The 23,801-nt window shown below is 45.5% G+C and carries 22 protein-coding genes; 15 read left to right on the top strand and 7 right to left on the bottom strand.

What is annotated here, in order from left to right; genetic code table 11:
* Positions 1-12: 12 nt before the first annotated feature.
* Both Q4Q50_RS13020 and Q4Q50_RS13015 read right to left on the bottom strand, forming a co-directional pair.
* A complete protein-coding gene (locus Q4Q50_RS13020; RefSeq protein WP_259570304.1) occupies positions 13-1,077 on the bottom strand; it encodes an efflux RND transporter periplasmic adaptor subunit in 1,065 nt (354 codons plus the stop codon).
* Between the two features lie 298 nt (positions 1,078-1,375).
* Positions 1,376-2,662: a citrate synthase gene (locus tag Q4Q50_RS13015; protein WP_006081983.1), complete on the bottom strand. Its 1,287-nt coding sequence runs from the start codon at positions 2,660-2,662 to the stop codon at positions 1,376-1,378.
* Positions 2,663-3,077: 415 nt separating this feature from the next.
* On the opposite strand from Q4Q50_RS13015, the gene sdhC reads away from it, so the two are divergent.
* From sdhC to Q4Q50_RS12965, 10 genes are all read left to right on the top strand, one after another.
* Positions 3,078-3,473, top strand: a complete 396-nt coding sequence (sdhC, locus tag Q4Q50_RS13010; protein WP_006081982.1) for a succinate dehydrogenase cytochrome b556 subunit — start codon at positions 3,078-3,080, stop codon at positions 3,471-3,473.
* Positions 3,467-3,814 carry a succinate dehydrogenase, hydrophobic membrane anchor protein gene (sdhD, locus tag Q4Q50_RS13005; RefSeq protein WP_006081981.1) on the top strand — a complete coding sequence of 116 codons (348 nt, stop codon included), beginning with the start codon at positions 3,467-3,469 and terminating at the stop codon, positions 3,812-3,814. The genes sdhC and sdhD overlap by 7 nt, the downstream gene beginning before the upstream one ends.
* The gene (gene sdhA / locus Q4Q50_RS13000) at positions 3,815-5,581 is read left to right on the top strand and encodes a succinate dehydrogenase flavoprotein subunit (protein ID WP_106650760.1); all 1,767 of its coding nucleotides are present in this window, start codon (positions 3,815-3,817) and stop codon (positions 5,579-5,581) included. It begins immediately after the preceding gene.
* A gap of 11 nt (positions 5,582-5,592) precedes the next feature.
* On the top strand, positions 5,593-6,300 hold the full coding sequence (locus tag Q4Q50_RS12995; protein ID WP_106650759.1) for a succinate dehydrogenase iron-sulfur subunit: 708 nt from the start codon (positions 5,593-5,595) through the stop codon (positions 6,298-6,300).
* Positions 6,301-6,514: 214 nt separating this feature from the next.
* On the top strand, positions 6,515-9,346 hold the full coding sequence (locus tag Q4Q50_RS12990; protein WP_220590443.1) for a 2-oxoglutarate dehydrogenase E1 component: 2,832 nt from the start codon (positions 6,515-6,517) through the stop codon (positions 9,344-9,346).
* Between the two features lie 31 nt (positions 9,347-9,377).
* A complete protein-coding gene (gene odhB, locus Q4Q50_RS12985; RefSeq protein ID WP_106650757.1) occupies positions 9,378-10,568 on the top strand; it encodes a 2-oxoglutarate dehydrogenase complex dihydrolipoyllysine-residue succinyltransferase in 1,191 nt (396 codons plus the stop codon).
* Positions 10,569-10,673: 105 nt separating this feature from the next.
* On the top strand, positions 10,674-11,840 hold the full coding sequence (gene sucC / locus Q4Q50_RS12980) for an ADP-forming succinate--CoA ligase subunit beta (protein ID WP_107947894.1): 1,167 nt from the start codon (positions 10,674-10,676) through the stop codon (positions 11,838-11,840).
* Positions 11,840-12,712, top strand: coding sequence for a succinate--CoA ligase subunit alpha (gene sucD, locus Q4Q50_RS12975; protein WP_220590441.1), 873 nt, complete (start codon positions 11,840-11,842; stop codon positions 12,710-12,712). The genes sucC and sucD overlap by 1 nt, the downstream gene beginning before the upstream one ends.
* 380 nt (positions 12,713-13,092) lie before the next feature.
* Positions 13,093-13,500: a nucleoside diphosphate kinase regulator gene (gene rnk, locus Q4Q50_RS12970; RefSeq protein WP_220590440.1), complete on the top strand. Its 408-nt coding sequence runs from the start codon at positions 13,093-13,095 to the stop codon at positions 13,498-13,500.
* A 97-nt stretch (positions 13,501-13,597) separates the two neighbouring features.
* Positions 13,598-14,095: a GNAT family N-acetyltransferase gene (locus tag Q4Q50_RS12965; protein ID WP_106650753.1), complete on the top strand. Its 498-nt coding sequence runs from the start codon at positions 13,598-13,600 to the stop codon at positions 14,093-14,095.
* Positions 14,096-14,177: 82 nt separating this feature from the next.
* Here Q4Q50_RS12965 and fur read toward each other — a convergent pair whose 3' ends face one another.
* On the bottom strand, positions 14,178-14,609 hold the full coding sequence (fur, locus tag Q4Q50_RS12960) for a ferric iron uptake transcriptional regulator (RefSeq protein WP_106650752.1): 432 nt from the start codon (positions 14,607-14,609) through the stop codon (positions 14,178-14,180).
* 257 nt (positions 14,610-14,866) lie between these two features.
* Here fur and cobB point away from each other — a divergent pair, with 257 nt between their 5' ends.
* The 4 genes from cobB (at position 14,867) to corA (ending at position 17,854) form a co-directional block, all read left to right on the top strand.
* Positions 14,867-15,598 carry a Sir2 family NAD+-dependent deacetylase gene (gene cobB, locus Q4Q50_RS12955; RefSeq protein ID WP_220590439.1) on the top strand — a complete coding sequence of 244 codons (732 nt, stop codon included), beginning with the start codon at positions 14,867-14,869 and terminating at the stop codon, positions 15,596-15,598.
* Complete coding sequence (locus tag Q4Q50_RS12950) at positions 15,595-16,044, top strand: ATP-binding protein (protein WP_220590438.1); 450 nt, start codon at positions 15,595-15,597, stop codon at positions 16,042-16,044. The genes cobB and Q4Q50_RS12950 overlap by 4 nt, the downstream gene beginning before the upstream one ends.
* A 364-nt stretch (positions 16,045-16,408) precedes the next feature.
* On the top strand, positions 16,409-16,780 hold the full coding sequence (locus Q4Q50_RS12945) for a hypothetical protein (protein WP_261273131.1): 372 nt from the start codon (positions 16,409-16,411) through the stop codon (positions 16,778-16,780).
* 126 nt (positions 16,781-16,906) lie between these two features.
* The gene (gene corA, locus Q4Q50_RS12940; protein ID WP_106650748.1) at positions 16,907-17,854 is read left to right on the top strand and encodes a magnesium/cobalt transporter CorA; all 948 of its coding nucleotides are present in this window, start codon (positions 16,907-16,909) and stop codon (positions 17,852-17,854) included.
* 210 nt (positions 17,855-18,064) lie between these two features.
* Here corA and Q4Q50_RS12935 read toward each other — a convergent pair whose 3' ends face one another.
* Positions 18,065-19,327, bottom strand: coding sequence for an HD-GYP domain-containing protein (locus tag Q4Q50_RS12935; RefSeq protein WP_311899642.1), 1,263 nt, complete (start codon positions 19,325-19,327; stop codon positions 18,065-18,067).
* A 118-nt stretch (positions 19,328-19,445) separates the two neighbouring features.
* Between Q4Q50_RS12935 and Q4Q50_RS12930 the strand changes: the two genes are divergently transcribed.
* Positions 19,446-20,141 carry a 2OG-Fe(II) oxygenase gene (locus Q4Q50_RS12930; protein ID WP_311899640.1) on the top strand — a complete coding sequence of 232 codons (696 nt, stop codon included), beginning with the start codon at positions 19,446-19,448 and terminating at the stop codon, positions 20,139-20,141.
* Positions 20,142-20,201: 60 nt separating this feature from the next.
* On the opposite strand, the gene Q4Q50_RS12925 is transcribed toward Q4Q50_RS12930, so the two are convergent.
* The 3 genes from Q4Q50_RS12925 to Q4Q50_RS12915 form a co-directional block, all read right to left on the bottom strand.
* Positions 20,202-21,551, bottom strand: coding sequence for an ATP-binding protein (locus Q4Q50_RS12925; protein ID WP_106650746.1), 1,350 nt, complete (start codon positions 21,549-21,551; stop codon positions 20,202-20,204).
* Complete coding sequence (locus Q4Q50_RS12920; RefSeq protein ID WP_106650745.1) at positions 21,542-22,216, bottom strand: response regulator; 675 nt, start codon at positions 22,214-22,216, stop codon at positions 21,542-21,544. The genes Q4Q50_RS12925 and Q4Q50_RS12920 overlap by 10 nt, the downstream gene beginning before the upstream one ends.
* Before the next feature lie 246 nt (positions 22,217-22,462).
* Complete coding sequence (locus tag Q4Q50_RS12915) at positions 22,463-23,785, bottom strand: dicarboxylate/amino acid:cation symporter (protein WP_311899639.1); 1,323 nt, start codon at positions 23,783-23,785, stop codon at positions 22,463-22,465.
* Between the last annotated feature and the right edge of the window lie 16 nt (positions 23,786-23,801).

Genomic DNA, 23,801 nt, shown 5'->3' with positions numbered 1-23,801 from the left:
GAAAGGCTCCTATCAGTTCTTAGCGGAAGCAAGATCGAGTGGGGTGATCACTTCGACTAAGGATTGGTCTTTCAAGTTTTGCTGGCCACGGGTCACGACTTGTTCACCTGGGTTAATGCCTGCAATCACTTCTACAGAGTCACCTTCACGGTAGCCAATTTCGACTTCACGGCGATTAGCATTAGTGCCATCGATAACATACAGAGCTTGCCTGTTATCTTGATTAATCAGGGCGCTATAGGGAACCGTAATCACGTTTTCATGGGTGTCATACTTAAGCTCAACACGGGTAAACATCCCTGCTTTTAGGCGCGCCTCTTGATTCGGTACGGCTAATGTCACTTTAAACGTGCCGCTTTGTGGGTCAACAATCGGGCTTATCCGCAGCACTTTGGCATGGATAGCAATTTTACTTTGTTGATTGCTGAACACTTGTGCTTCTTGGCCGAGTTTTAAGCTGGCAAGTTGTTGCTCTGGCAGATGGACTATACCGTGGAGTTCATCTTGATTAACGATATAAAACAAGTCGCCAAATTCCTTCGCCATGTTGCCTGCTTTCACATAACGTTTAGCGACGACACCGCTAATAGGGGACAGTACGCGGCTTTCTCTAACTTGTAGCTCGGCAAGATCTTTCTTAGCGATGGCGGCTTGCAAGTTATATTCAAGTTTGGCCATCGAATCTGCGCTGATAAATTCTTTGTTGCCCATTTTCTTCAGACGATTCAATTCCTGCTCAATGATTTTAACTTCGGCTTCTGAGCGGTCTAAATCGTATTGCTGTCTTTTGGCATCGATAACGGCGAGCACTTGGCCCTTTTGTACGCGGTCACCTTCTTCAACGGCCAATGATTCAATGAGTCCAGAAATGCGGCTGACGACATTGGCTTCTTGAGGTGCTTCTAAGGTGGCTGTTGTGCTGTAGAAAGATGAAACGTTTCCTTGCATCACTGTGGTGGTTTCGACGGGAATTGCATATTTTTCTTCTTTTTTAGCCACTTCTTCCTTACCACAGGCTGCTAGCATTGAAATCATTAGCAGGGGTAGGGCGAATTTAGCAATGTTTGACTTTTCCATAAGTGTGTTACCTGTTGTCTTTATTGTGATGCCATTTGATAGCAGAAACCGTGCCAACATTAAATATAGCTTAATTTCATATAGTTAAGCTATTCTTAAGTTAAGGCTAATGTGCAAATTTCACTAAATGTAGCTAAAAAGTTTAAAAAGTGATGAGAATAACTAAAGGCGGTTAACAGCGGTTACGCAAGTAGGCAATTGCAACAATGTATTTTGTCTAATAAGGGGAGTGTCAAAGGGGATTGTTTGATATGAAAAAAGCGCCCTCAGGCGCTTTTTAATGCGTAAGTCGTGGGACTTAGCGTTTGTCTTGTGCGACGAAATCACGCGCAGTTTCGCCAGTGTATAACTGACGTGGACGGCTGATTTTGTGGCCTGGTTGATCTAACATTTCTTTCCAGTGTGCAATCCAGCCTACAGTACGTGCCAGTGCGAACAGCACAGTGAACATACTGGTTGGAATACCAATGGCTTTCATGATGATGCCAGAGTAGAAGTCGACGTTTGGATACAGCTTCTTAGAAATGAAGTATTCGTCCTCAAGCGCAATGCGCTCAAGCTCCATTGCCACATCCAATAGTGGATCCTTAACTTTCAGTTCTTTCAGCACTTCGTGACAGGTTTCACGCATAACTTTGGCACGTGGGTCAAAGTTTTTGTAAACACGGTGTCCAAAGCCCATCAGACGGAATGGGTCGTTCTTGTCTTTAGCACGTTCAATGAATTCAGGAATGCGGTCAACTGAACCGATTTCTTCTAACATTTGCAAACAGGCTTCGTTAGCGCCGCCGTGTGCAGGGCCCCAAAGAGACGCGATACCCGCTGCGATACACGCAAATGGGTTAGCACCTGAAGAACCGGCTAAACGTACGGTTGAAGTCGATGCGTTTTGTTCATGATCCGCATGTAAAATGAAGATCCTGTCCATTGCACGTTCAACGATAGGGTTAACTATGTATTCTTCACATGGCACAGCAAACATCATGCTTAAGAAGTTGCCCGCATAGCTTAAGTCATTACGTGGGTACACGAATGGCTGGCCTGAAGAATACTTGTAGCACATGGCTGCTATCGTAGGCATTTTTGAGACTAAGCGATAAGCGGCGATTTCGCGGTGACGTGGATCGTTAACATCCAGAGAGTCTTGGTAAAATGCAGATAATGCACCCGTCACACCACATAACATGGCCATAGGATGAGCATCACGACGGAAACCTCTAAAGAAGAAGGCTAGCTGCTCGTGAACCATAGTGTGGGTTTTAACTGTATGTACAAACTCAGTATATTGCGCTTTTGTCGGCAGTTCACCGTAAAGCAGCAGATAACACAGGTCTAGGTAATCGGAGTCAACGGCGAGTTGATCGATTGGATAGCCACGGTGTAACAATATACCCAGATCACCATCAATATAGGTAATTGCAGATTCACAGGAGGCAGTCGCAAGAAAACCTGGATCAAAAGTGAAGTAACCTTTGCTGCCAAGTTTACTGATGTCGATTACGTCAAAACCAGCGGTTCCCTGCTTTACTGGCAATTCTATCGAGTCGTTCCCTGGTAATTCTAATTTGGCTTTTAAATCAGCCATACCCCGTTCTCCTTACTTAGTTCTTATCTGTGAGTGCGGCATGTCAAACCGCCATTACTTTACAGCCATTCTAGATCACATTTCAATTTAAATAAGCGTTTAAATTTGTTAGACCATGGTATAAATGCCTTTACTTTCCCATGCGGAACTGGCACTTACAGTAAAAATTCGTCAAAAAAACATAATTTGCATTCTGTGATGTTTGTATTTGACATTTGCCGCGAGTATACTTGCCTCGCCCAATAAGGGCCGCAAACAACGATTATAAAGCACCCTTTGTTTACATGTTAAATGAGTGCGTGCTCAGATAGTTAACTGTTTGTTTAAACTTTGCTTTTGTGTTTACTTTTGCCGTGATTCACATCCCAGTTTAAAGTTTGTACAAAAGCGGTTCACATAACAAAAAAAATGCTCAATGGAGCTGAGTGAGCAGAACGTGAAAAAGCAAAGACCTGTCCATTTAGATCTGCAGACCATTCGCTTTCCTGCAACAGCGATTGTGTCAATTCTTCACCGTGTTTCCGGTGTCATCATGCTGTTCGCAGTTGGCATTCTCATTTGGTTGCTAAATTCATCTTTAGCATCAGCTGAAAGTTTCGCTGGCGTACAATCTCTATTCGATAACTTCGTTATGAAGTTCATCATGTGGGGCATTATGACTGCACTGGCGTATCACTTGTTTGGTGGCCTGCGCCACTTAGTAATGGATACCGGTCGTTGGGAAGAATTGTCATCGGGTGCCGCATCAGCGAAAGCTGTATTTGCCTTAACGGTAGCCTTTTCAATCATAGCGGGGATTTGGGTATGGTAACCAATGCAGCAAGTTTTGGACGCAGTGGTGTTCATGACTATATTCTACTACGCGCTAGTGCAGTGATCCTCGCCTGTTACACCATTTTCTTGGTTGGCTTTATTGCATGTAGTTCCCCTCTCACCTACGACGTCTGGCATAGCCTTTTTAGCGCTCTGCCGATGAAAGTGTTTACACTTCTGGCGCTGGTAGCATTATTAGTACACGCTTGGATTGGTGTATGGCAAGTGCTGACAGATTACGTCAAGTGCACGTCGTTACGTGGTGTTTTACAGTTCACCTTTGTCGTTACCGTATTTTGTTATTTAGCGGCCGGCATTGTTATTGTGTGGGGTGTCTAAGTGAGTATTCCAGTACGCGAATTTGATGCTGTAGTGATCGGTGCCGGTGGCGCTGGTATGCGTGCAGCGCTGCAGATTTCCAAAGAAGGTAAAAGCTGTGCGCTTTTATCAAAAGTATTCCCAACTCGTTCTCATACCGTATCTGCGCAGGGTGGTATCACCGTTGCGTTAGGTAACGCCCATGAAGATCATTGGGAACAGCATATGTACGATACTGTGAAGGGTTCCGATTTTATCGGTGACCAAGAAGCGATTGAATTCATGTGTAAAACCGGTCCTGAAGCCGTTATTGAACTTGAGCAAATGGGTTTGCCTTTCTCTCGTTTCGAAAATGGCACGATTTACCAACGTCCGTTTGGTGGTCAATCTAAGAACTTTGGTGGCGAGCAGGCTGCACGTACTGCGGCAGCTGCCGACCGTACTGGTCATGCTTTGCTGCACTGTTTATACCAACAAAACGTTAAGCATAAGACGCAAGTATTCTCAGAATGGTATGCATTAGATCTCGTTAAAAACGATGATGGCGCCGTTGTGGGTTGTACTGCGATTGAAATTGAAACAGGCGATATCGTTTATTTCAAAGCCAAAGCAACGATTTTAGCGACAGGTGGAGCAGGGCGTATTTACGCTTCGACCACTAACGCACATATCAACACCGGTGACGGCGTCGGTATGGCAATGCGTGCTGGCGTGCAAATGCAAGACATGGAAATGTGGCAATTCCACCCAACTGGCATCGCCGGCGCGGGTGTACTTGTGACTGAAGGTTGTCGTGGTGAAGGCGGTTATCTGCTGAACAAAGACGGCGAGCGCTTCATGGAGCGTTATGCCCCTAACGCGAAAGATTTGGCATCACGCGACGTGGTAGCACGTTCAATGATGACTGAAATCCGCGAAGGTCGTGGTTTAGACGGTCCACTAGGTCCACACTGTTTACTCAAGCTTGATCACTTAGGTAAAGAAACATTAGAAGCACGTTTACCAGGCGTGTGTGAATTGTCTCGTACCTTTGCCCATATCGATCCGGCCGATGGTCCAATCCCAGTATTACCAACCTGTCACTACATGATGGGCGGTCTGCCAACTAAGGTCAGTGGTCAAGTTATTCGTAAGAATGAAGACGGCACTGAACAAGATGTGATCGGTCTGTTCGCTGTGGGTGAGATTGCCTGTGTATCTGTTCACGGTGCAAACCGCTTAGGTGGTAACTCATTGCTCGACTTAGTGGTCTTTGGCCGCGCAGCGGGTCAGCATTTAGGTAAAGCTTTGGATGAGACTGACGATCCAAAAGACGCAAGCGATGCGGATATTCAAGCATCTCTGGCGCGTCTGAATCGTTGGGAAAGCAACAAAGATGGCGAAGATCCAGCGCAAATCCGTAAGGATCTGCAACTGTGTATGCAATTAAACTTCTCTGTATTCCGTCGTGGCGATGCTATGGCTGAAGGTTTAGAGCAGTTGAAAGTCATCCGCGAACGTCTTGCAAAGGCGAAGTTGTCTGATAACTCTCGTGAATTCAACACTCAACGTATTGAATGTTTAGAGTTAGATAACCTAATGGCAACAGCAATCGCTACGGCCTATGCTGCTAACTTCCGTACTGAAAGTCGCGGTGCTCACTCACGTGAAGATTATTTAGAGCGTGATGATGAGAACTGGTTATGCCACAGCTTATTTGACCCTGTGACTGAAACGATGGATCGTCGTGCAGTGAACATGGCACCTAAGTTACGTGAAGCATTCCCACCGAAGAAACGTACCTACTAGGAGTTGCAAAGATGAAATTGACATTTGCAGTTTATCGCTACAATCCTGACGTAGATACTAAACCGTATATGCAGGATTACAGCTTAGAAGTAGCTGACGGCTCTGACATGATGGTGCTCGATGCACTGATTAAGTTGAAAGAGCAAGATCCGACTCTGTCATTCCGTCGCTCATGCCGTGAAGGTGTGTGTGGTTCTGACGGTGTGAACATGAATGGTAAAAATGGTCTGGCGTGTATTACCCCAATTTCAACCTTCAAAGGCAAGAAATTAGAAATACGCCCATTACCAGGTATGCCAGTTGTTCGTGACTTAGTTGTTGATTTAACTCAGTTCTATAAGCAGTATGAGAAGATCAAGCCTTACCTCATCAATGATGAGAAAGCACCAGCCCGTGAACACTTACAATCACCTGAAGAGCGTGCTCATTTAGATGGTCTGTACGAATGTATCATGTGTGCCTGTTGTTCTACGGCTTGCCCATCATTCTGGTGGAATCCTGATAAGTTTATCGGTCCAAGCGGTCTGCTTCACGCATATCGTTTCTTGATCGACAGTCGCGATACAGCAACAGAAGAACGTCTTTCTGAGCTGGACGACGCCTATAGCGTGTTCCGTTGCCACGGCATCATGAACTGCGTTGACGTGTGTCCAAAAGGTCTTAATCCGACTAAAGCAATTGGTCATATTAAGTCCATGCTGTTGAAGCGAGCAGTGTAATGCGAGAACCCGAGCTGAAACCAATAATAATATAGCTCTTGAAGAGTCACTTTCTGGTAGCAGAAGGTGACTCTTTTGCGTATGTAATGGAAGACAACGCGCCGTATATCTGGACATCTAGGGGCGGCAGAAATTATGCGTCGAAGGTAATCTCTACAGACTGCATATTTAATACTATGGCTAAGCACGTGTATAAAGTTTGAAAGGAATAGAAATGCACCAAGGCATCATGAAAGCCTGGCTCGAATCATCTCACTTAAGTGGTGCAAATTCGACCTACGTAGAAGAGATGTATGAAGCCTATCAAGAAAACCCACAGTCAGTCGCTGATGATTGGCGTGCGGTATTTGATAATCTCCCTCCTGTGAACGGTGCCTCTGTTGATGCGCCTGAAGCTGCTCACTCAAAAGTACGTGATTATTTTCGCAGTTTAGCGTTAGAAGGACGCCATAAGAGCTCTGCTCGTGTGACGGATCCTGAACTGGATGCTAAGCAAGTTAAAGTCCTGCAGTTAATTAACGCCCATCGTTTCCGTGGTCATCAAGGTGCTAACCTTGACCCCCTAGAACTGTGGAAACGCGAACCTGTGGCCGATTTAGATCCTGCCTTCCACGGCCTGACTAAAGAAGACATGGATCGTGAGTTTAATACTGGTTCTTTTGCTCATGGTGGCGAAACCATGAAGCTTGCGGATTTGGTAAAAGCACTGAAAGCCACTTATTGTGGTTCTATCGGTGCTGAATATATGCACATTACCGATACCGATGAGAAACGCTGGATCCAACAACGTCTCGAACCTTCCTTAGGTAAAGCTAACTACGATAAAAGTGTTAAGACACGCATTCTTGAAGGCTTAAACGCCGCAGAAGGCATTGAAAAATACTTAGGTGCTAAATTCCCTGGTGCGAAACGTTTCTCGTTAGAAGGCGGCGATGCGTTAGTGCCTATGATGCGCGAAATTATTTATCGTGCAGGTGAAGCGGGTACTAAAGAAATCGTCGTTGGTATGGCTCACCGTGGTCGTCTAAACGTACTGGTTAACGTATTAGGTAAGCGTCCTGCTGAACTGTTTGATGAGTTCGCGGGTAAGCATGCTGATACCCACGGTTCGGGTGACGTTAAGTACCACCAAGGTTTCTCCTCTGATTTCGAAACGCCGGGCGGCAATGTGCATTTAGCACTAGCCTTTAACCCATCGCACCTTGAAATCGTTAACCCTGTGGTCATTGGTTCGGTACGTGCCCGCCAAGACCGTCGCGGTTGTAAGGATGGCTTACAAGTCATGCCTATTACTATTCACGGTGACTCAGCCATTGCGGGTCAAGGGATAGTACAAGAGACATTCAACATGTCTCAAACCCGCGGTTTTAAAGTGGGCGGCAGTATTCGCATCGTAGTGAACAACCAAGTGGGTTTCACTACGTCTAACCATGCGGACGTGCGTTCAACTGAATATTGTACTGACATCGCTAAGATGGTTCAGGCGCCGATTTTCCACGTTAACTCTGACGATCCAGAAGCGGTTGCATTTGTATCGCAGTTAGCCGTTGACTATCGTAACGAGTTCAAACGTGATGTAGTGGTTGAATTAGTCTGTTATCGCCGTCATGGCCATAACGAAGCCGATGAGCCAAGTGCAACTCAACCGCTGATGTATGCCAAGATCAAGAAACACCCAACGCCACGTAAGATTTATGCAGACAAGTTAATCGCTGAAAACGTGATTGCTGCCGATGAGGTGACTGGTCTTATCAATAATTACCGTGACGCATTAGATCAGGGTGATTGTGTGGTGAAAGAATGGCGTCCAATGACGCTGCATTCTGTTGACTGGACACCTTATATTGGTCGTGAGTGGGACGAAGCGTTCGAATCTGCGATGTCGGCAGAACGTTTACAAAACCTTGCGGACAAATTGAGCTACGTTCCTGAAAGCCATCCATTACAATCCCGTGTTGCTAAGATCTATGGCGACCGTGTTGCTATGGCAAAAGGTGAGAAACCACTCGATTGGGGCTTTGCAGAAACTTTGGCTTATGCCTCGATTCTGGAAGACAACAAGCGCGTTCGTATCACAGGTCAAGATTCTGGCCGTGGCACTTTCTTCCATCGTCATGCTGTGTTGCACAATCAAAACGATGGCACGACTTACATGCCACTACGCAACATTGCCGATGAGCAAGGTCCGATTGATATTACTGACTCAGTGTTATCTGAAGCCTCAGTATTGGCATTTGAATACGGCTATGCGACGGCAGAACCTGGCGGCCTGACCATTTGGGAAGCCCAGTTTGGTGACTTTGCCAACTGTGCGCAAGTGGTTATTGATCAGTTCTTGTCATCGGGTGAACAAAAGTGGGGCCGTTTATGTGGTCTGACTATGTTGTTGCCCCATGGTTATGAAGGTCAAGGCCCAGAGCACTCAAGCGCCCGTTTAGAGCGTTTCTTGCAAATGTGTGCTAACCACAACATGCAAGTGTGTGTGCCTTCAACACCTGCACAGGTTTACCATATGTTGCGCCGTCAAGTGGTGCGCCCAATGCGTCGACCACTTATCGTGATGTCGCCTAAATCATTGCTGCGTCATCCATTAGCCGTGTCGAGTTTGGAAGAATTGGCCAATGGTAGTTTCCAAAATGTGATCGGTGAAATCGATACCTTGGAAGCAAGCAAAGTGGATCGCGTTGTTTTCTGTAGTGGTAAAGTTTACTTCGAACTACTGGAAAAACGTCGTAAAGAAAACATCACTAACGTAGCGTTAATTCGTGTTGAACAGTTATATCCGTTCCCACATGATGAAATGATCGTTGCTTTGGCTGATTACCAACATGTTAAAGATTTTGTTTGGTGTCAGGAAGAGCCACAGAACCAAGGTGCTTGGTACTCGAGTCAACACCATTTCTGGGCCGCGATTCCTGCAGGTGCACAGTTAACTTATGCCGGCCGTGAAGCGTCAGCTGCGCCAGCATGTGGTTACCCTGAGTTGCATACACATCAGCAAGAATCTTTAGTGAACAGTGCCCTGAAACTTACAATCACACTGTAGTAATAGACATTTTATAAAAGGATAGTTTTTCATGAGTATCGAAATCAAGGTACCTGTACTACCAGAATCTGTTGCCGATGCCACGATTGCCACTTGGCATGTGAAAGTGGGCGAGCAAGTTTCTCGTGATCAAAACCTGGTTGATATTGAAACCGATAAAGTGGTTCTTGAAGTGGTTGCGCCAGAAGATGGCCACATTGGCGAGTTTTTGTTTGAAGAAGGCGCCACTGTTCTAGGTGAACAAGTGATCGCTAAGTTCATCGCTGGTGCAGTGTCTGGCCAAGAAGTGACTAAAGCTGAAGCAGAAGCGGCAACGCCAGCAGCTGCGACAAGTGACGAATCTAACGATGCGTTAAGCCCATCAGTACGCCGTTTACTGGCCGAGCACAATGTTGATGCTAGCAAAGTAAAAGGCACGGGTGTGGGTGGTCGTATTACGAAAGAAGACGTTGAAGCTTTTGTTAAGTCTGCCCCTAAAGCAGCGGCGCCAGCAGCACCTGCTGTGGCTCCGTTAGCGGCTGGCCGTAGCGAGAAGCGCGTGCCAATGACACGTCTGCGTAAGACAATCGCTAACCGCTTGTTAGAAGCGAAAAACTCTACCGCTATGCTCACGACATTTAACGAAGTGAACATGAAGCCCATCATGGATATCCGTAAGCAATACCAAGATATCTTTGAAAAGCGCCACGGTATCCGTTTAGGCTTTATGTCTTTCTACATCAAAGCTGTGACTGAAGCACTGAAACGTTTCCCAGAAGTCAACGCGTCTATTGATGGCGATGATATCGTTTATCACAACTACTTCGACATCAGCATCGCAGTATCAACACCACGTGGTCTGGTAACACCAGTGTTACGTGACACAGATACCATGAACTTAGCTGAAATCGAAAAAGCAGTTCGTGACTTAGCCCTTAAAGGCCGTGACGGTAAGCTGACTGTGGCTGACATGACTGGCGGTAACTTCACTGTGACTAACGGTGGTGTTTTCGGTTCACTGATGTCTACACCGATCCTTAACCTGCCACAAAGTGCGATTTTAGGCATGCATGCCATTAAAGATCGCCCAATGGCAGTCAATGGTCAGGTTGAAATCCTGCCCATGATGTACCTAGCACTCTCATATGACCATCGTATTGTTGATGGCCGTGAGTCTGTTGGTTTCTTGGTTGCGATTAAAGACTTCCTAGAAGACCCAACTCGTCTGCTGCTTGATCTGTAACACAACTCGATAAGAGATTGCGCTTAAAGAAATAGCCAGACATACCCTCGTGACTGGCCCAAACGGGCCAGTTGGATTTGATTAGAAGTATACGGATAGATCATCATGAATTTGCATGAGTATCAGGCAAAATCCTTATTTGCCGAATATGGTTTACCAGTGTCAGAAGGTTTTGCATGTGATACAGCCCAAGAAGCTGTAGAAGCGGCAGGCCATATTGGCGGAAATTTATGGGTTGTTAAGTGTCAAGTGCACGCAGGCGGCCGCGGTAAAGCGGGTGGCGTTAAAGTCACTGGCGATAAAGAAGAAATCAGAGCCTTTGCCGAACACTGGTTAGGCAAAAATCTGGTGACTTATCAAACTGATGAGAAAGGTCAGCCAGTTGCTAAAATTTTAGTAGAAAGCTGTACCGACATCGCTAACGAACTGTACCTTGGTGCCGTTGTTGACCGCGCGACTCGTCGCGTTGTGTTCATGGCGTCGACTGAAGGTGGTGTTGAAATTGAGAAAGTGGCAGAAGAAACGCCAGAACTCATCCACACTGCAATCATCGATCCTTTGACTGGCCCACAAGGTTATCAAGCTCGCGATCTTGGCTTCAAGTTAGGTTTAAACCCAACGCAAATGAAGCAGTTCACTAAGATTTTTATGGGTCTGGCGACTATGTTCGTTGATCATGATTTCGCACTATTAGAAATCAACCCACTGGTTATTACCACTGAAGGCAACCTACACTGCCTAGATGGTAAAATCGGTATCGACGGTAACGCACTGTTCCGTCAACCAAAAATCAAAGGCATGCACGATCCATCACAGGATGACGCGCGTGAAGCTCACGCGGCTAAGTTCGAACTGAACTACGTAGCATTAGACGGTAACGTTGGCTGTATGGTGAACGGTGCTGGTCTGGCTATGGGTACTATGGATATCGTTAACTTGCACGGTGGCAAGCCAGCGAACTTCCTAGACGTAGGCGGCGGCGCGACTAAAGAACGTGTAGCAGAAGCGTTTAAAATCATTCTGTCTGACAGCAATGTGAAAGCGGTTCTGGTTAACATTTTCGGCGGTATCGTACGTTGTGACATGATCGCAGAAGGTATTATCGGCGCTGTTAAAGAAGTGGGCGTTAAAGTACCTGTTGTGGTTCGTTTAGAAGGTACTAACGCTGAACTTGGCCGTGAAGTATTAGCTAAATCAGGTCTTGATATCATTGCAGCTACCAGTCTGACTGACGCGGCTGAGCAAGTAGTTAAAGCTGCGGAGGGCAAATAATGTCTGTCTTAATCAATAAAGATACCAAGGTAATTTGCCAAGGTTTCACTGGCGGTCAAGGTACATTCCACTCACAACAAGCTATCGATTACGGTACGCAAATGGTGGGTGGTGTGTCTCCTGGTAAAGGTGGCCAAACTCACTTAGGTCTGCCAGTGTTTAACACGGTAAAAGACGCTGTTGCTGCAACTGGCGCAACGGCAACTGTGATCTATGTACCGGCACCATTTTGTAAAGACGCCATCCTTGAAGCTATCGACGGTGGCATCGAGCTTATCGTTTGTATCACTGAAGGCATTCCTACACTGGACATGCTGCAAGTTAAAGTGAAGCTTGAAGAAACTGGCGTTCGCATGATTGGCCCTAACTGCCCAGGTGTTATCACCCCAGGTGAATGTAAGATCGGCATCATGCCAGGTCACATCCACTTAAAAGGCAAAGTGGGTATCGTTTCACGTTCAGGTACTCTGACCTATGAAGCGGTTAAGCAAACGACTGATGAAGGTTTCGGCCAATCTACTTGCGTAGGTATCGGTGGTGACCCAATCCCAGGTACTAACTTCATCGACGTATTGGAAATGTTCCAAAACGATCCACAGACTGAAGCGATTGTAATGATCGGTGAAATCGGTGGTAACGCTGAAGAAGATGCGGCTGCTTACATCAAAGCACACGTAACTAAGCCTGTTGTGTCTTACATTGCTGGTGTAACTGCACCTGCTGGTAAGCGTATGGGCCACGCTGGCGCGATCATCGCTGGCGGTAAAGGTACTGCAGAAGACAAATTTGCTGCATTAGAAGCAGCTGGCGTGACAACTGTCCGCTCGCTAGCTGATATCGGCAAAGCGCTGCGTACTCGTACTGGTTGGTAAGCTAAACCGTTCGATACTAAAAGGCGCCTAAGGCGCCTTTTTTATTGGCTGTATAAGACAGGAATGGGATTGAGCTAACACCATGAAGACTAGATATTTTTTCTTCTACGGGTTAGATTGATGCTTCTCTACTCAGCAGTCGCCTGCGCCATGGGCGAGCATAGCGTGATGAGAGCCATTAACCATGAGCTAAGTGCTTATGGCTTCAGTGCTGTTTCTGCAAAATATCTTGAATTCAAATTTTTATCACACGGTTGCAGCCTATCGCTGCGAGCGTATTTGTATTATGGGGCTTACTGCATTGGGGGAGGGTAAGCCACTGAGTCGATGTTAGCCTGAGTCACGGCTTGAACATCACGTTTCTTTACGAGGGAAAGACTGTGAAAACACCTAAAATCATTATTTCGGAAATCGATTTAGAAAGACTAGAGCGATTATTGGAGTCACTGCCGGCAAATGCGTTTCCGGGCAAAGCGGCATTGGAGGCTGAATTAGACAGGGCCGATATCGTGCCTGCATCTCAGATGCCAGCAAATGTGGTGACCATGAATTCGGAAGTGAAGTTTAGCGTTTCATCCAGTAATGAAACCTTCTGTTTACGGTTAGTGTATCCAAAAGACATCAATGGCGCGGGCACGATTTCTATTTTGGCGCCGGTGGGGAGTGCATTATTAGGGTTGTCTCAAGGCGATGAGATTGAATGGCCAGGCCCTGGTGGTTCCATGGTAAAAGTGCGAATTGAAGAAATCCTGTATCAGCCTGAGCGCAGTGGTGATTACCACCGTTAAGCTTAAGGTTCTGGCGTAGTGTCGTTGACGTTACGCCAATAGTAACCATTTATCGATAGGCTGATGTATTAAGCGATCCATTTTTGAAGGAGTAAAGATGATAACCCAAACTGAACGATTAATTATTCGGCCATTTACTGAGCAAGATTGTGAAGCCCTGTATTTGATGAACAGTAATCCGGCGATGCTGAAATACATTCCCACTGCTGCTTTTACGTCTCGTGAGCAGGCGGTTGAGTTATTTCATCAGGTGATCCAAGCCGATTATCAGCAACATGGTTTTGGTCGCTGGGCGGTAGAGCATAAAGCCGATAAACGTGTGATCGGTTTTTGTGGCCCGAAATTCATTGCAGAATTTAATGAAGTCGAACTGGGTTATCGTTATTTCCCTGAGTATTGGGGCACAGGGATTGGCACTGAGGCCGCATCTGCTGCATTAGCCGAATTTAAGCGTTTTGGCATAGAGCAGACAATCGCACTTATCTTAGAAGGGAATCTCGGTTCAGAAGGCGTGGCTAAGCGAGTGGGGATGCACTGGCGCGAGCAAAATGAGTTTATGGGCCATAAAGTGAATATTTACGCCAAGCTATTATAACGATTTGCCGATTAACATCATCCAATAAAAAAACCAGCCTAAAGCTGGTTTTTTGTGTCTCTGCGATGGAAGCTGAAGTCGACTAAGCGTCGTTATGCTCACAGGTATCATTGGTGCAAGTGCCGTACAAATATAAGCTGTGATTCGTCAGCTTAATGTTGTGTTTCATGGCAATTTCATCTTGACGACGTTCGATAACTTCATCTGAAAACTCAATCACTTTGCCACATGACAGGCAAACTAAGTGATCATGGTGATGCTGAGTTGAGAGTTCGAAAACAGCTTTACCGCTTTCAAAATGGTGACGACTGACAATGCCAGCATCATCAAATTGGTTTAACACACGGTAGACGGTGGCTAGACCAATTTCTTCACCCAAATCCAGCAGCTTCTTGTACAAATCTTCTGCACTGATATGTTGGTTTTCAGGTCCTTGCATCAGTTCTAGGATCTTGACTCGTGGCAGGGTAATTTTCAAACCCGCTTTTTTTAGCGCTTGATTTCCATCTGTCATTGCTAATCTCTTGATTGCAGAACCAATAGGTTCATCCGTGGATAGTGTTTGCCATTATAGGGGCTCAGGTTGAAAACTTAAACCTTTGTTCTGGCTTTATAGCGCGATATGCAGATAAATTGTGTCAATAGGCGTTAAATCACAATATTTTGCGGCAATTCAAGCATAGTTTTTGTATGGTTATACCAAGGAATAATATTCACGGCTGCCAAAGTCAGTAAGAATAATTCAAATAAATAAAATAATAAGGAATCGGCATGTACCAGCAAATTGTGGTGTTAACCGGCGCGGGGATCTCTGCGGAATCGGGATTACGCACCTTTCGCGATCAAGATGGTTTGTGGGAAGAACATCATATTGAAGACGTTGCCACACCTGAAGGGTATGAACGTGATGCTGAACTTGTGGAACGCTTTTACAATAGTCGTTGGCAGCAATTGCATAGTGGTACGGTTGAGCCCAATGCCGCGCACCTTGCCTTGGCAAAGTTAGAGGCAGAATTTCAAGGTCAGTTATTGGTCGTGACCCAAAATATTGATGATCTGCATGAGCGTGCGGGTTCACGTCGATTGCTGCACATGCATGGCGAGCTATCCAAAGGTCGCTGCCCGCGCTCACGTCAGACCTTTATTCTGCGTGAGCCTTTTGGTGCCGATAACTGTTGTACCTGCTGTATTCCTGCCCAGCGTTTGCGCCCCCATGTGGTGTGGTTCGGTGAAATGCCCTTAGGAATGGATCGAATTCACGATGCGCTCGATAACTGCGACTTGTTTATTGCCATTGGCACCTCTGGTACTGTTTATCCTGCCGCAGGCTTTGTCGATACAGCTAATCATCACGGCGCGCAAACGGTTGAAGTGAATATGATGGCACCCGATAGACACAGTCAGTTCCAGTATCATCTGACGGGCAAAGCGGGGGAGTTAGTGCCTCAGTTGGTCGAGACTATTTTAGCGGGTAGAGTGATTGGCAGTGAGTCGAACGCATGAGTGATAAAATCGCGATTATTATGCGTGGCTTACCGGGCAGTGGTAAGTCACATTGGGTTGAAACTTATATTCTTTCCCTTGCTTTAGAAAAAGCCATTGGCGTGCGCCAACGCGGTGTCTTTTCGACCGATAGCTTTTTCTACCATCAAGATGAATACCGTTTTGATGCTAAGAGGTTGCCTGAGTATCATCAATGTAATCTGACGGGGTTTATTCAGGCACTGTCTTCAGGCGAGCCCGTGGTGATTTGCGACAACACTAATCTGTGCCGCTGGGAATACATGGCCTATGAAGCGGCGGCAAAAGCCTTAGGTTATCAAGTTAGAATTGTGCTTGTGGGCGAACCGAGTAATCCTGCCCATCAGTTGGAATGCGCCAAACGGAATCGCCATGGCGTACCTTTGGCGCAAATTCAACGAATGGCAAAGGTATTTGAGGATTTTTAATCTAAGTGGCTGAGTCATCATGAGTGTTGTGACGCTTTTGTCGCGGTAAATCTGATTAGGCCTTTGCCTTTTATTTTACCTATGGCCCGCGATGTTTTCGTCCTGTCATTTTTCGTCCTGTAACAAGGCTGTTGTACGCTGTTTCAAACCACTGCTTTTGCATACTGTTACTCGCCATTTTCCTTATCTCTTTAGCTGTGAGCTTTAAGCTTGATCCCAAAGACAGTTTATCCACTTAAGTCAGCGTATGATGGTCAATGTATAATGCGCGAACTTATGTGTGGCATTGACGAGTTAATACTCGATTGTAGTTGGCATTATATTAATTATTGCGCGCAGGCTAAGTACATCAAAGGAAGGGGCCATGCTCACTAAAATTTTACTGACAGTCTTAGTCATTGCTGGCGCTTGGTTTTTGCTGATGAAGCGCCAGCGACAAATTGTGCCTCAGGCCGCGAATATCAGCACTAAACGTTTAAATGAACCCCTGTGGCGTCGTTATTTACTCACAGGCGTGTTTGTGGTGCTCGGACTGAGTGTGCTCAGTTATAGTGTTTGGTATTGGCGCGATCAGCACAAAATAGTCACGGTAAGAATCGTGTCACCCAATGCTGACAACAATGGTGAGTATCGCGTGCGTAAGGGAGATATTTCAGATTCTAAAATGGTGACGCTCGATGGCATCCATATTCGCTTTTCGACCCAAGAACGGCTGACGATCATCGAGACCGATTAAGGCATATTTATTTTACTAAATTATCCTTCGCGCCTTTTCATTGCCAACTTATGCGGTAAACTAGCGACAATTTTTTAGCCTGCACTTAAGTGGGATCGTTAACTTAAGTTTTTTTCAGGAGGACAAATGATTACTGCTTATGTGTATGAAAATCGTCACCTTACTGTGACAGAGCTCGGCATACTGGACAGTATTCCCGCGTCGACCATTTGGTTAGATCTGTATAAACCCGATGATGCGGAGCGAGAATGGTTAAGTCATTTTTCTGTTGAAGAAGTGCCTGACGAAGAAGATATCAATGAAATTGAGGCCTCTGCACGTTTTTATCAAAACAGCGATGGCTTGCACATCAATTCGTTATTTCCCCAGCGTGTCGGCCAAGATGTGCGTGGTGTTAACGTGTCCTTCAACCTTCGGGCCAATTTTTTACTGACAATCCGTGAAGAAGACGTCGGTCTTATCCGCTTGCTACGTAACTATTTACGTCTGGGCCGGTTAGACGTGTCGACGCCGCAGGAATTATTTCTCGAATTATTTAATCTGAAAGTGGATTATCTGTCTGACTTAATCGAAGATGTTTACACAGTTCTCGAAAATGTCGGTGAGCAAGTGTTTGATAACGATGAGCTTGACGATGTATTTAAGCTCATCACTCTGCAAGAAGACTCCAATGGTAAAATCCGTTTGAGTTTGCTCGATACCCAGCGTTCACTGCGTTATATGCAGCGTTACTATCGTGGTCAGCTATCCGATGAGCACTTGAAGGATTTGCGGGAAATGTTATCGGATATCGAGTCGCTGATGCCCCACAGTCAATTTATTTTCGATAAATTAAACTTCTTGCTTGATGCGGCCATGGGTTTCAGTGGCCTGCAACAGAACAAAATCATTAAAATCTTCTCGGTTGCCGCTGTGGTGTTTCTGCCACCAACCTTGATTGCCAGTAGTTATGGGATGAACTTTACCAGTATGCCTGAGCTTGAGTGGCAATACGGTTACCCTATGGCGATTGTGATGATGTTAGCCAGTGCCGCCGGTACTTACTTCTTCTTTAAACGTAAACATTGGTTATAAGTTAGCCGCTAGACGCGTTGGTTTTGTCGAATAAAAAAATAAGGGTCGAATATAATATTCGACCCTTATTCTTATCACTGCGATTGTATCACTGTGATTTAATCACTTCACTTGATTTAATGAGCTTTATGCCACGACTCTAACTCTATGACTTTGATTAAATCAGTGCCGCTAGTTATGCACCAATTGTACGGCTACTTGACTCAGCCATTATTTACGACTGTCACCACCAAAGTAGTAACTCACTCGCTCGCGGGGATTCAAGTACTCGTGGACTTTTTCAGGAAGCGCCGCAGGGGGTAAGCAGCGCACTATGCTGATCCCTTCAATCTCTAAATCAACGATAGGCGCTTGATCTTTAGGCACTAACGCATCGTAAACCAATATCTTAGGGCATAGCAATTTAGTTAAGTTAACCGACATCACCATGGCATATTGACCGCTGGATAATTCCACCACACTGCCGGGAGGATAAATGCCGAGCATCTTGATCATCTTGCCAATGTATTCTTGATTGAGCTTAGTCTTGTATTGCTTGTACAAATGCCCCAGAGCGGCATAGGGCATTCTGGCTTTGCCCTGTTGGCTTGGGTAACACAGGGAATCATATTCGTTCACTACCGCAATCAGTTGCGATACTTTGTCTAACGCCTCTTCCTTTAAGCCTTTGGGATAACCACTGCCATCGAGACACTCGTGGTGATTGGTGATGGGAGCCAATGCCGCTTGGGGGAAATTATCGGCTAATTTGAGCAGTTCTATCCCAAGTAACGGATGCTGCTTGATGAAATTAAGCTCTGGCGCTGACCAAGGGGTCGATTTTTTAAGAATTTGTGGTGGGACTTTTAATTTACCCACGTCGTGGAATAGGGCACTGAGACCCACTGTTTCAATCTCACTTCTATCCCATTCGAGTTCTTTGGCGATTAACATAGAAAGAATCGCGACGTTCAAAGAATGGTAGTAAATGCTTTCATCTTGCTTAGCATCGCTCATTAAGTGCAGCACTAAGTTATCTGAGTTGAGCAGCTGCTCGACTATGGTATGGACCAAATCTTTGGCGTCATCGACTGCATTTAAGGGGCGATTACGCAGCTTAGAAATGAGGCTGCGCATCATGGCGACCGAGCGGGTAAAGTTTTGCTCGGTTTTATGAATGTCGCGGCGTAATTTCTTTTGCACTTCGATTTGTTCAGCTTTGTACTGATCCATGTCGTTTTTAAGCACATTGATCTCAGCACTTGGCGGTAGTTTGATTGGGTTGACCGCATCTGCATGTATCGGGGCGACGTCACTGCGCTCTAAATCGACAATGACATGCTCGATGCCCAGATTTTTAATCAACTCGATTTGCGCAGCTTGTTTAATATGAAAGCTACTGAATAAAAAGGGATGATCTTTCCAAGCCACGGGCAAACGCACAAAGTTGCCGACTTGAAGTTGATGGACTGAGACTTTACAGCTTTTTTTCATATTCTTGTTATCGTGAAGCCTAATGTGGGTTATTTTATCTCAATGATGCTGCTTTACAATTACTTAACTAACATGTCAGCATAGTAAGCCTAGAAAGTAGCCAATCCATTGAGGAAGTATGGACTTTATTGAAGTATACCCTAATGCGTTGCCAAACGACTTGTGTGACCGTCTCATTCTGGCATTTGAGCAACATGCTGGCGTTGTCGACGGACAAACGGGCAATGGCGTTGATCTGGAGAAGAAGGTCAGCCGCGATTTGACCTTAGATAGTTTCGCCGACCTGCAGCCCCTCAGAAACGAACTCTTAGGTTATACCTTAAAGGGCGCGGTAGATTATTTCACAAAGTATTCAATGGCGTTAATGGGCGCGGTCGCTGTGTCTGTGAGTGATGAACAAGGCCAACCTGTAACGCTAACCCCTGCTAATTTTGCAGCGCTGGGTGCGCCTAGAGCCGATGGTTTAGTCAAGTATTTGTATCGCAGTGGCAGTATTAATGTTCAAAAGTATCAGCAGAATAAAGGCGGTTATCCCCACTGGCATTCGGAGCAATTCCCGCAGAATGGCCACAATGAAGCCTTACATCGCGTCGTACTTTATATGTTTTATTTAAATGATGTGGAAGAGGGCGGTGAAACCGAATTTTATTATCAGCAGCGTAAAATTTCCCCGAAAAAAGGCACTATGGTGATAGCACCTGCGGGATTCACTCATACGCATAGGGGCAATAAACCCTTGAGTGGTGACAAATACATTGCTACCTCTTGGATCATGTTCAATCGAGCTGAGCAGTTATACGCTGTGATTGCCTGATAAAGTCCAGCATCCAGTCCAGATGCTTGTCAATATCTTTGTATTGAGCTATCCCTGTTGTTAAACAGGGATACGGATCCTGAAGAGTGCACCTTCTAAGTGGCTTTCTTCAATCTTTAAACTGCCACCGTAGCTGTGAACAATTTCATCACACACAGCTAATCCGATACCTTGTCCTGGTGACTGAGTATCTGCCCGAACGCCGCGTTGGATAATCTTTTGTCTTAGGTTTTCTTCAACACCCGGGCCATCATCCTCAACGATAAGTTCAAATTCGCCATGCGAATTAATTTGAGCTGAGACATGCACTTGACTGATACACAAGCGGAAAGCGTTTTCCATTAGGTTGCCACACAGTTCCATCAAGTCGCCCTTGTTGCCAGGGAACATTAAGGCGGGAGGAATGTTTGCTGAGAACTGCACTTGCTTGTCGCGATAAATTTTAAACAACATTTGCGCTAATTGATCGACTAAGGGCGCAATCACAGTCTGTTCTTGCTTCAGGCCTTGGCGGCCTAACATGGCGCGTTTTAATTGATATTTGACCAGCTGATCCATCTGACTGACCTGTTCCATGATCTTTTCGCTCGCCGATTGTTTACTCAAACTGGCGTCATCTGTGATGGCATGCACAGCCGCTAAGCGGGTCTTGAGACTGTGTGCTAAGTCGTTCATGGCATTTTGATAGCGCTGTTGTTGGGCGCTCGATTGTTGCAGCATTTGGTTGAGTGCTTGGGTTACCCCTTCGAGTTCAACAGGATAGCCTTCTGAAAGTGATTTACTCTTACCTTGGTTAATCGATTGCAGTTCATTCTGCATCCGTACTAAGGGTCGCATTCCCCAATAGGCGGCGCTGACCAATAGAATTAGCGCTAAGGCTAATACCATGGCGAGTCGAATATAAGTGCGTTTACTGAACTTACTGTATTCCTGCTCGAGTTTGGCGGCATCTTTGAGGACGAGCAAATTGTAATGTACGCTAGCAATTTCCACCGCGAGCAAATAGACGAAGTAACCTCTGTCATCGGCCATAGTAAGATAATAGGGCGGAGAATCGTTGCGAATTTCGTTAAAACGCTCGCAAGTATCAAATAAGCCACGGTCTACTGCGAGGGATGAAGTCCAAACTTGTTTGAATTTTTCATCACAACTCGCAATCACATAGCGTTCTTGCTTATTATTTTCCTCTAGCCACGCACTGGTATCTGGGATGAGATCGTGCTCCCGTAATTCGGCGGCGACTTGGGGAATTTCGGCAATGAGTTGTGCGGTTTCTTCGTTATAACTATTCTGCGCATGCAGGATATTGACCATCCATGCGAGCCCAAAACCCACTAAGGCAATAATCGATAGTGAGGTGAGAAACATCCGCGTCAGCAGACGTTTCTTAAATTTTAATCTTAATTGCATGGCAGGTTAAATTTATATCCTTGGCCGCGAATGGTGACGATGGGATTATCAATGCCATCGCGGGTCAGTTTTTTGCGCAGGCGGCTGACCATGACTTCAATGGTGTTTGGATCGCCTTCTTTATCGCCATATATCACATCGAGCAAACGTTGTTTGGCAACAACTTCGTGGCAATGACGCATTAAATATTCGAGGATTAAATATTCAAAGGCCGTGACTTCCATGATTTCATCACTCAAGGTGACTTGTTTGGCGGCGAGATCGAGCTTCAATTCCCCACTGCAAATTACCGGCTTAACAAATCCTGCACTGCGGCGCACTAAGGCATCTAACCTAGCGACGAGTTCTTCTTTTTGAAAGGGCTTAACTAAATAGTCATCGGCTCCGGCATTTAGGCCTTCGACCTTATCCTGCCAATTGACACGTGCGGTGAGGATTAATATCGGCGCTTTAAGATCGGCTTCTCTGAGTTGTTCAATTAAGCTAATGCCATCTTGATCGGGTAATCCTAAATCGACAATTGCGACATCGATCGGGTAATTTGTGGCCTGATAGAAACCTTCTTTGGCTGTGAGCGCCACTTGAACTTGATTGCCGAGATCGCTTAATTGCACTTTTAAGTGGTGGGATAAAATAGGATCGTCTTCAACAACCAAAATTCTCATAATATACATGCCTTAATGTGGATGATCTAAGCCTTAGCAAAGCAGTCTACGCAAAATCACACTGATAACCAAATAGAGTCTTAGCATATCTTAGTCGAACTTAACCTTTGCTGACCGAGCGGAACTTGTGGTCAAAATAAGAACTTATTTATTGTCATCCCAAAACCACCGCCAGAGGCGGTGGTTTTGGGATGACAATAAAAACGCCCAACACAGAGGCTGGGCGTGATGGGTATTTAACTAAGGCTAGTTAGATTTATCTGAATGATGAACTTGCTCATCAAAACTTCTAGCAGCCTTACCCGCTTGTGTGTTGTTAAACACTTGCTCGTTAAATTCACCTTCAGATTTCGCAATAATCACTGTTGCGACACAGTCACCCGTCACGTTAACTGCGGTACGTACCATGTCGAGTAGGCGATCAACACCGATAATCAATGCAATACCTTCAACCGGTAATCCAACTTGATTCAAAACCATGGCCAGCATGATAAGTCCTACACCCGGAACGCCAGCTGTACCAATGGATGCCAATGTTGCTGTCACAACAACAGCGGCATAATCGGTGAGCGAGAGTTCAATGCCAAAAACCTGGGCGATAAATACAGTGGCCACGCCTTGCATAATTGCAGTGCCATCCATGTTAATGGTCGCACCTAAGGGGAGCGTGAAGGCAGCAATCTTATTATCGACCCCTAATCTATGCTCAGAGGCTTCTATGGTAATAGGTAAAGTGGCATTTGAACTTGCTGTTGAGAAGGCAAACAATTGCACATCGCGCATTTTACGAATAAATATTAATGGATTGAGGCCTGAGAAGAGTTTTAGAAGTGTCGGATAAACAATAAACGCATGGACCAGTAATACACCGAGAACTACGAAGAAATATTTAACTACGCTACCAAAGGTCTCTAAACCAAGCGTTAATGCTAGTTTTGCCATCAGCGCAAACACACCATAAGGTGCCAATTGCATAATCAGTGTCACGACGCGCATGATGACTTCATTTAAATCTTCAAACAAAGCCGCAACTCGTTTACCTCGTTCACCAATATGGGCAATAGCAAAGCCAAAAATAACCGCAAAAATAATGATTTGCAGCATATTGCCTTCACTCAATGCCTGCATCGGATTGGTGGGGACTATATTGATAATCACGCTTGAAAGACTGGGCGCTTCTTTGGCAATGTATTCCATTTTTTCTGAAGCGAGTGAAGCGTTCCCTGGATGTATAAGTACGGCACTGACAATCGCAACTACGAGAGCAATTGCGGTGGTGAATAAATAGAAAGCAAGGGTTTTGCCCCCTAAACGGCCTAATTTTGAAGGCTCACTCAGTGAGCAAGTGCCACAAACTAATGAAATAAAGACTAAAGGAACAACTAACATTTTTAAGCTGGAGATGAAAATGGTACCGATAACATGTAAAAAACCTTCGGTAATATAGTCTTTTACGATATCGCTTTCTGGAAAGGCATTGCGGAGTATGAGACCTAAGACAATACCTGTTCCCATACCGATCAGAATTTTACTTGTAAGGCCGAGTTTATTTTTTATCGAAATTGCCATGGGGAGTCCTGTGTGT

This window comes from Shewanella scandinavica (assembly GCF_031932065.1).
GTDB lineage: Bacteria > Pseudomonadota > Gammaproteobacteria > Enterobacterales > Shewanellaceae > Shewanella > Shewanella baltica.
The sequence above is the reverse complement of the archived record's forward strand: the minus strand, read 5'-3'. Positions and strand labels throughout refer to the sequence as shown.

What these genes read in the sequence shown, in the direction of transcription:
- Q4Q50_RS12925 (WP_106650746.1), bottom strand. Translation starts at nt 21,551, where the DNA reads ATGCAATTAAGATTAAAATTTAAGAAACGTCTGCTGACGCGGATGTTT.
- Q4Q50_RS12930 (WP_311899640.1), top strand. Translation starts at nt 19,446, where the DNA reads ATGGACTTTATTGAAGTATACCCTAATGCGTTGCCAAACGACTTGTGT.
- sdhD (WP_006081981.1), top strand. Translation starts at nt 3,467, where the DNA reads ATGGTAACCAATGCAGCAAGTTTTGGACGCAGTGGTGTTCATGACTAT.
- Q4Q50_RS12945 (WP_261273131.1), top strand. Translation starts at nt 16,409, where the DNA reads ATGCTCACTAAAATTTTACTGACAGTCTTAGTCATTGCTGGCGCTTGG.
- sucD (WP_220590441.1), top strand. Translation starts at nt 11,840, where the DNA reads ATGTCTGTCTTAATCAATAAAGATACCAAGGTAATTTGCCAAGGTTTC.
- Q4Q50_RS12920 (WP_106650745.1), bottom strand. Translation starts at nt 22,216, where the DNA reads ATGAGAATTTTGGTTGTTGAAGACGATCCTATTTTATCCCACCACTTA.
- corA (WP_106650748.1), top strand. Translation starts at nt 16,907, where the DNA reads ATGATTACTGCTTATGTGTATGAAAATCGTCACCTTACTGTGACAGAG.
- sucC (WP_107947894.1), top strand. Translation starts at nt 10,674, where the DNA reads ATGAATTTGCATGAGTATCAGGCAAAATCCTTATTTGCCGAATATGGT.
- Q4Q50_RS12950 (WP_220590438.1), top strand. Translation starts at nt 15,595, where the DNA reads ATGAGTGATAAAATCGCGATTATTATGCGTGGCTTACCGGGCAGTGGT.
- Q4Q50_RS12935 (WP_311899642.1), bottom strand. Translation starts at nt 19,327, where the DNA reads ATGAAAAAAAGCTGTAAAGTCTCAGTCCATCAACTTCAAGTCGGCAAC.
- odhB (WP_106650757.1), top strand. Translation starts at nt 9,378, where the DNA reads ATGAGTATCGAAATCAAGGTACCTGTACTACCAGAATCTGTTGCCGAT.
- fur (WP_106650752.1), bottom strand. Translation starts at nt 14,609, where the DNA reads ATGACAGATGGAAATCAAGCGCTAAAAAAAGCGGGTTTGAAAATTACC.
- cobB (WP_220590439.1), top strand. Translation starts at nt 14,867, where the DNA reads ATGTACCAGCAAATTGTGGTGTTAACCGGCGCGGGGATCTCTGCGGAA.
- sdhC (WP_006081982.1), top strand. Translation starts at nt 3,078, where the DNA reads ATGGAGCTGAGTGAGCAGAACGTGAAAAAGCAAAGACCTGTCCATTTA.
- Q4Q50_RS12995 (WP_106650759.1), top strand. Translation starts at nt 5,593, where the DNA reads ATGAAATTGACATTTGCAGTTTATCGCTACAATCCTGACGTAGATACT.
- Q4Q50_RS12965 (WP_106650753.1), top strand. Translation starts at nt 13,598, where the DNA reads ATGATAACCCAAACTGAACGATTAATTATTCGGCCATTTACTGAGCAA.
- Q4Q50_RS13015 (WP_006081983.1), bottom strand. Translation starts at nt 2,662, where the DNA reads ATGGCTGATTTAAAAGCCAAATTAGAATTACCAGGGAACGACTCGATA.
- Q4Q50_RS12915 (WP_311899639.1), bottom strand. Translation starts at nt 23,785, where the DNA reads ATGGCAATTTCGATAAAAAATAAACTCGGCCTTACAAGTAAAATTCTG.
- Q4Q50_RS13020 (WP_259570304.1), bottom strand. Translation starts at nt 1,077, where the DNA reads ATGGAAAAGTCAAACATTGCTAAATTCGCCCTACCCCTGCTAATGATT.
- Q4Q50_RS12990 (WP_220590443.1), top strand. Translation starts at nt 6,515, where the DNA reads ATGCACCAAGGCATCATGAAAGCCTGGCTCGAATCATCTCACTTAAGT.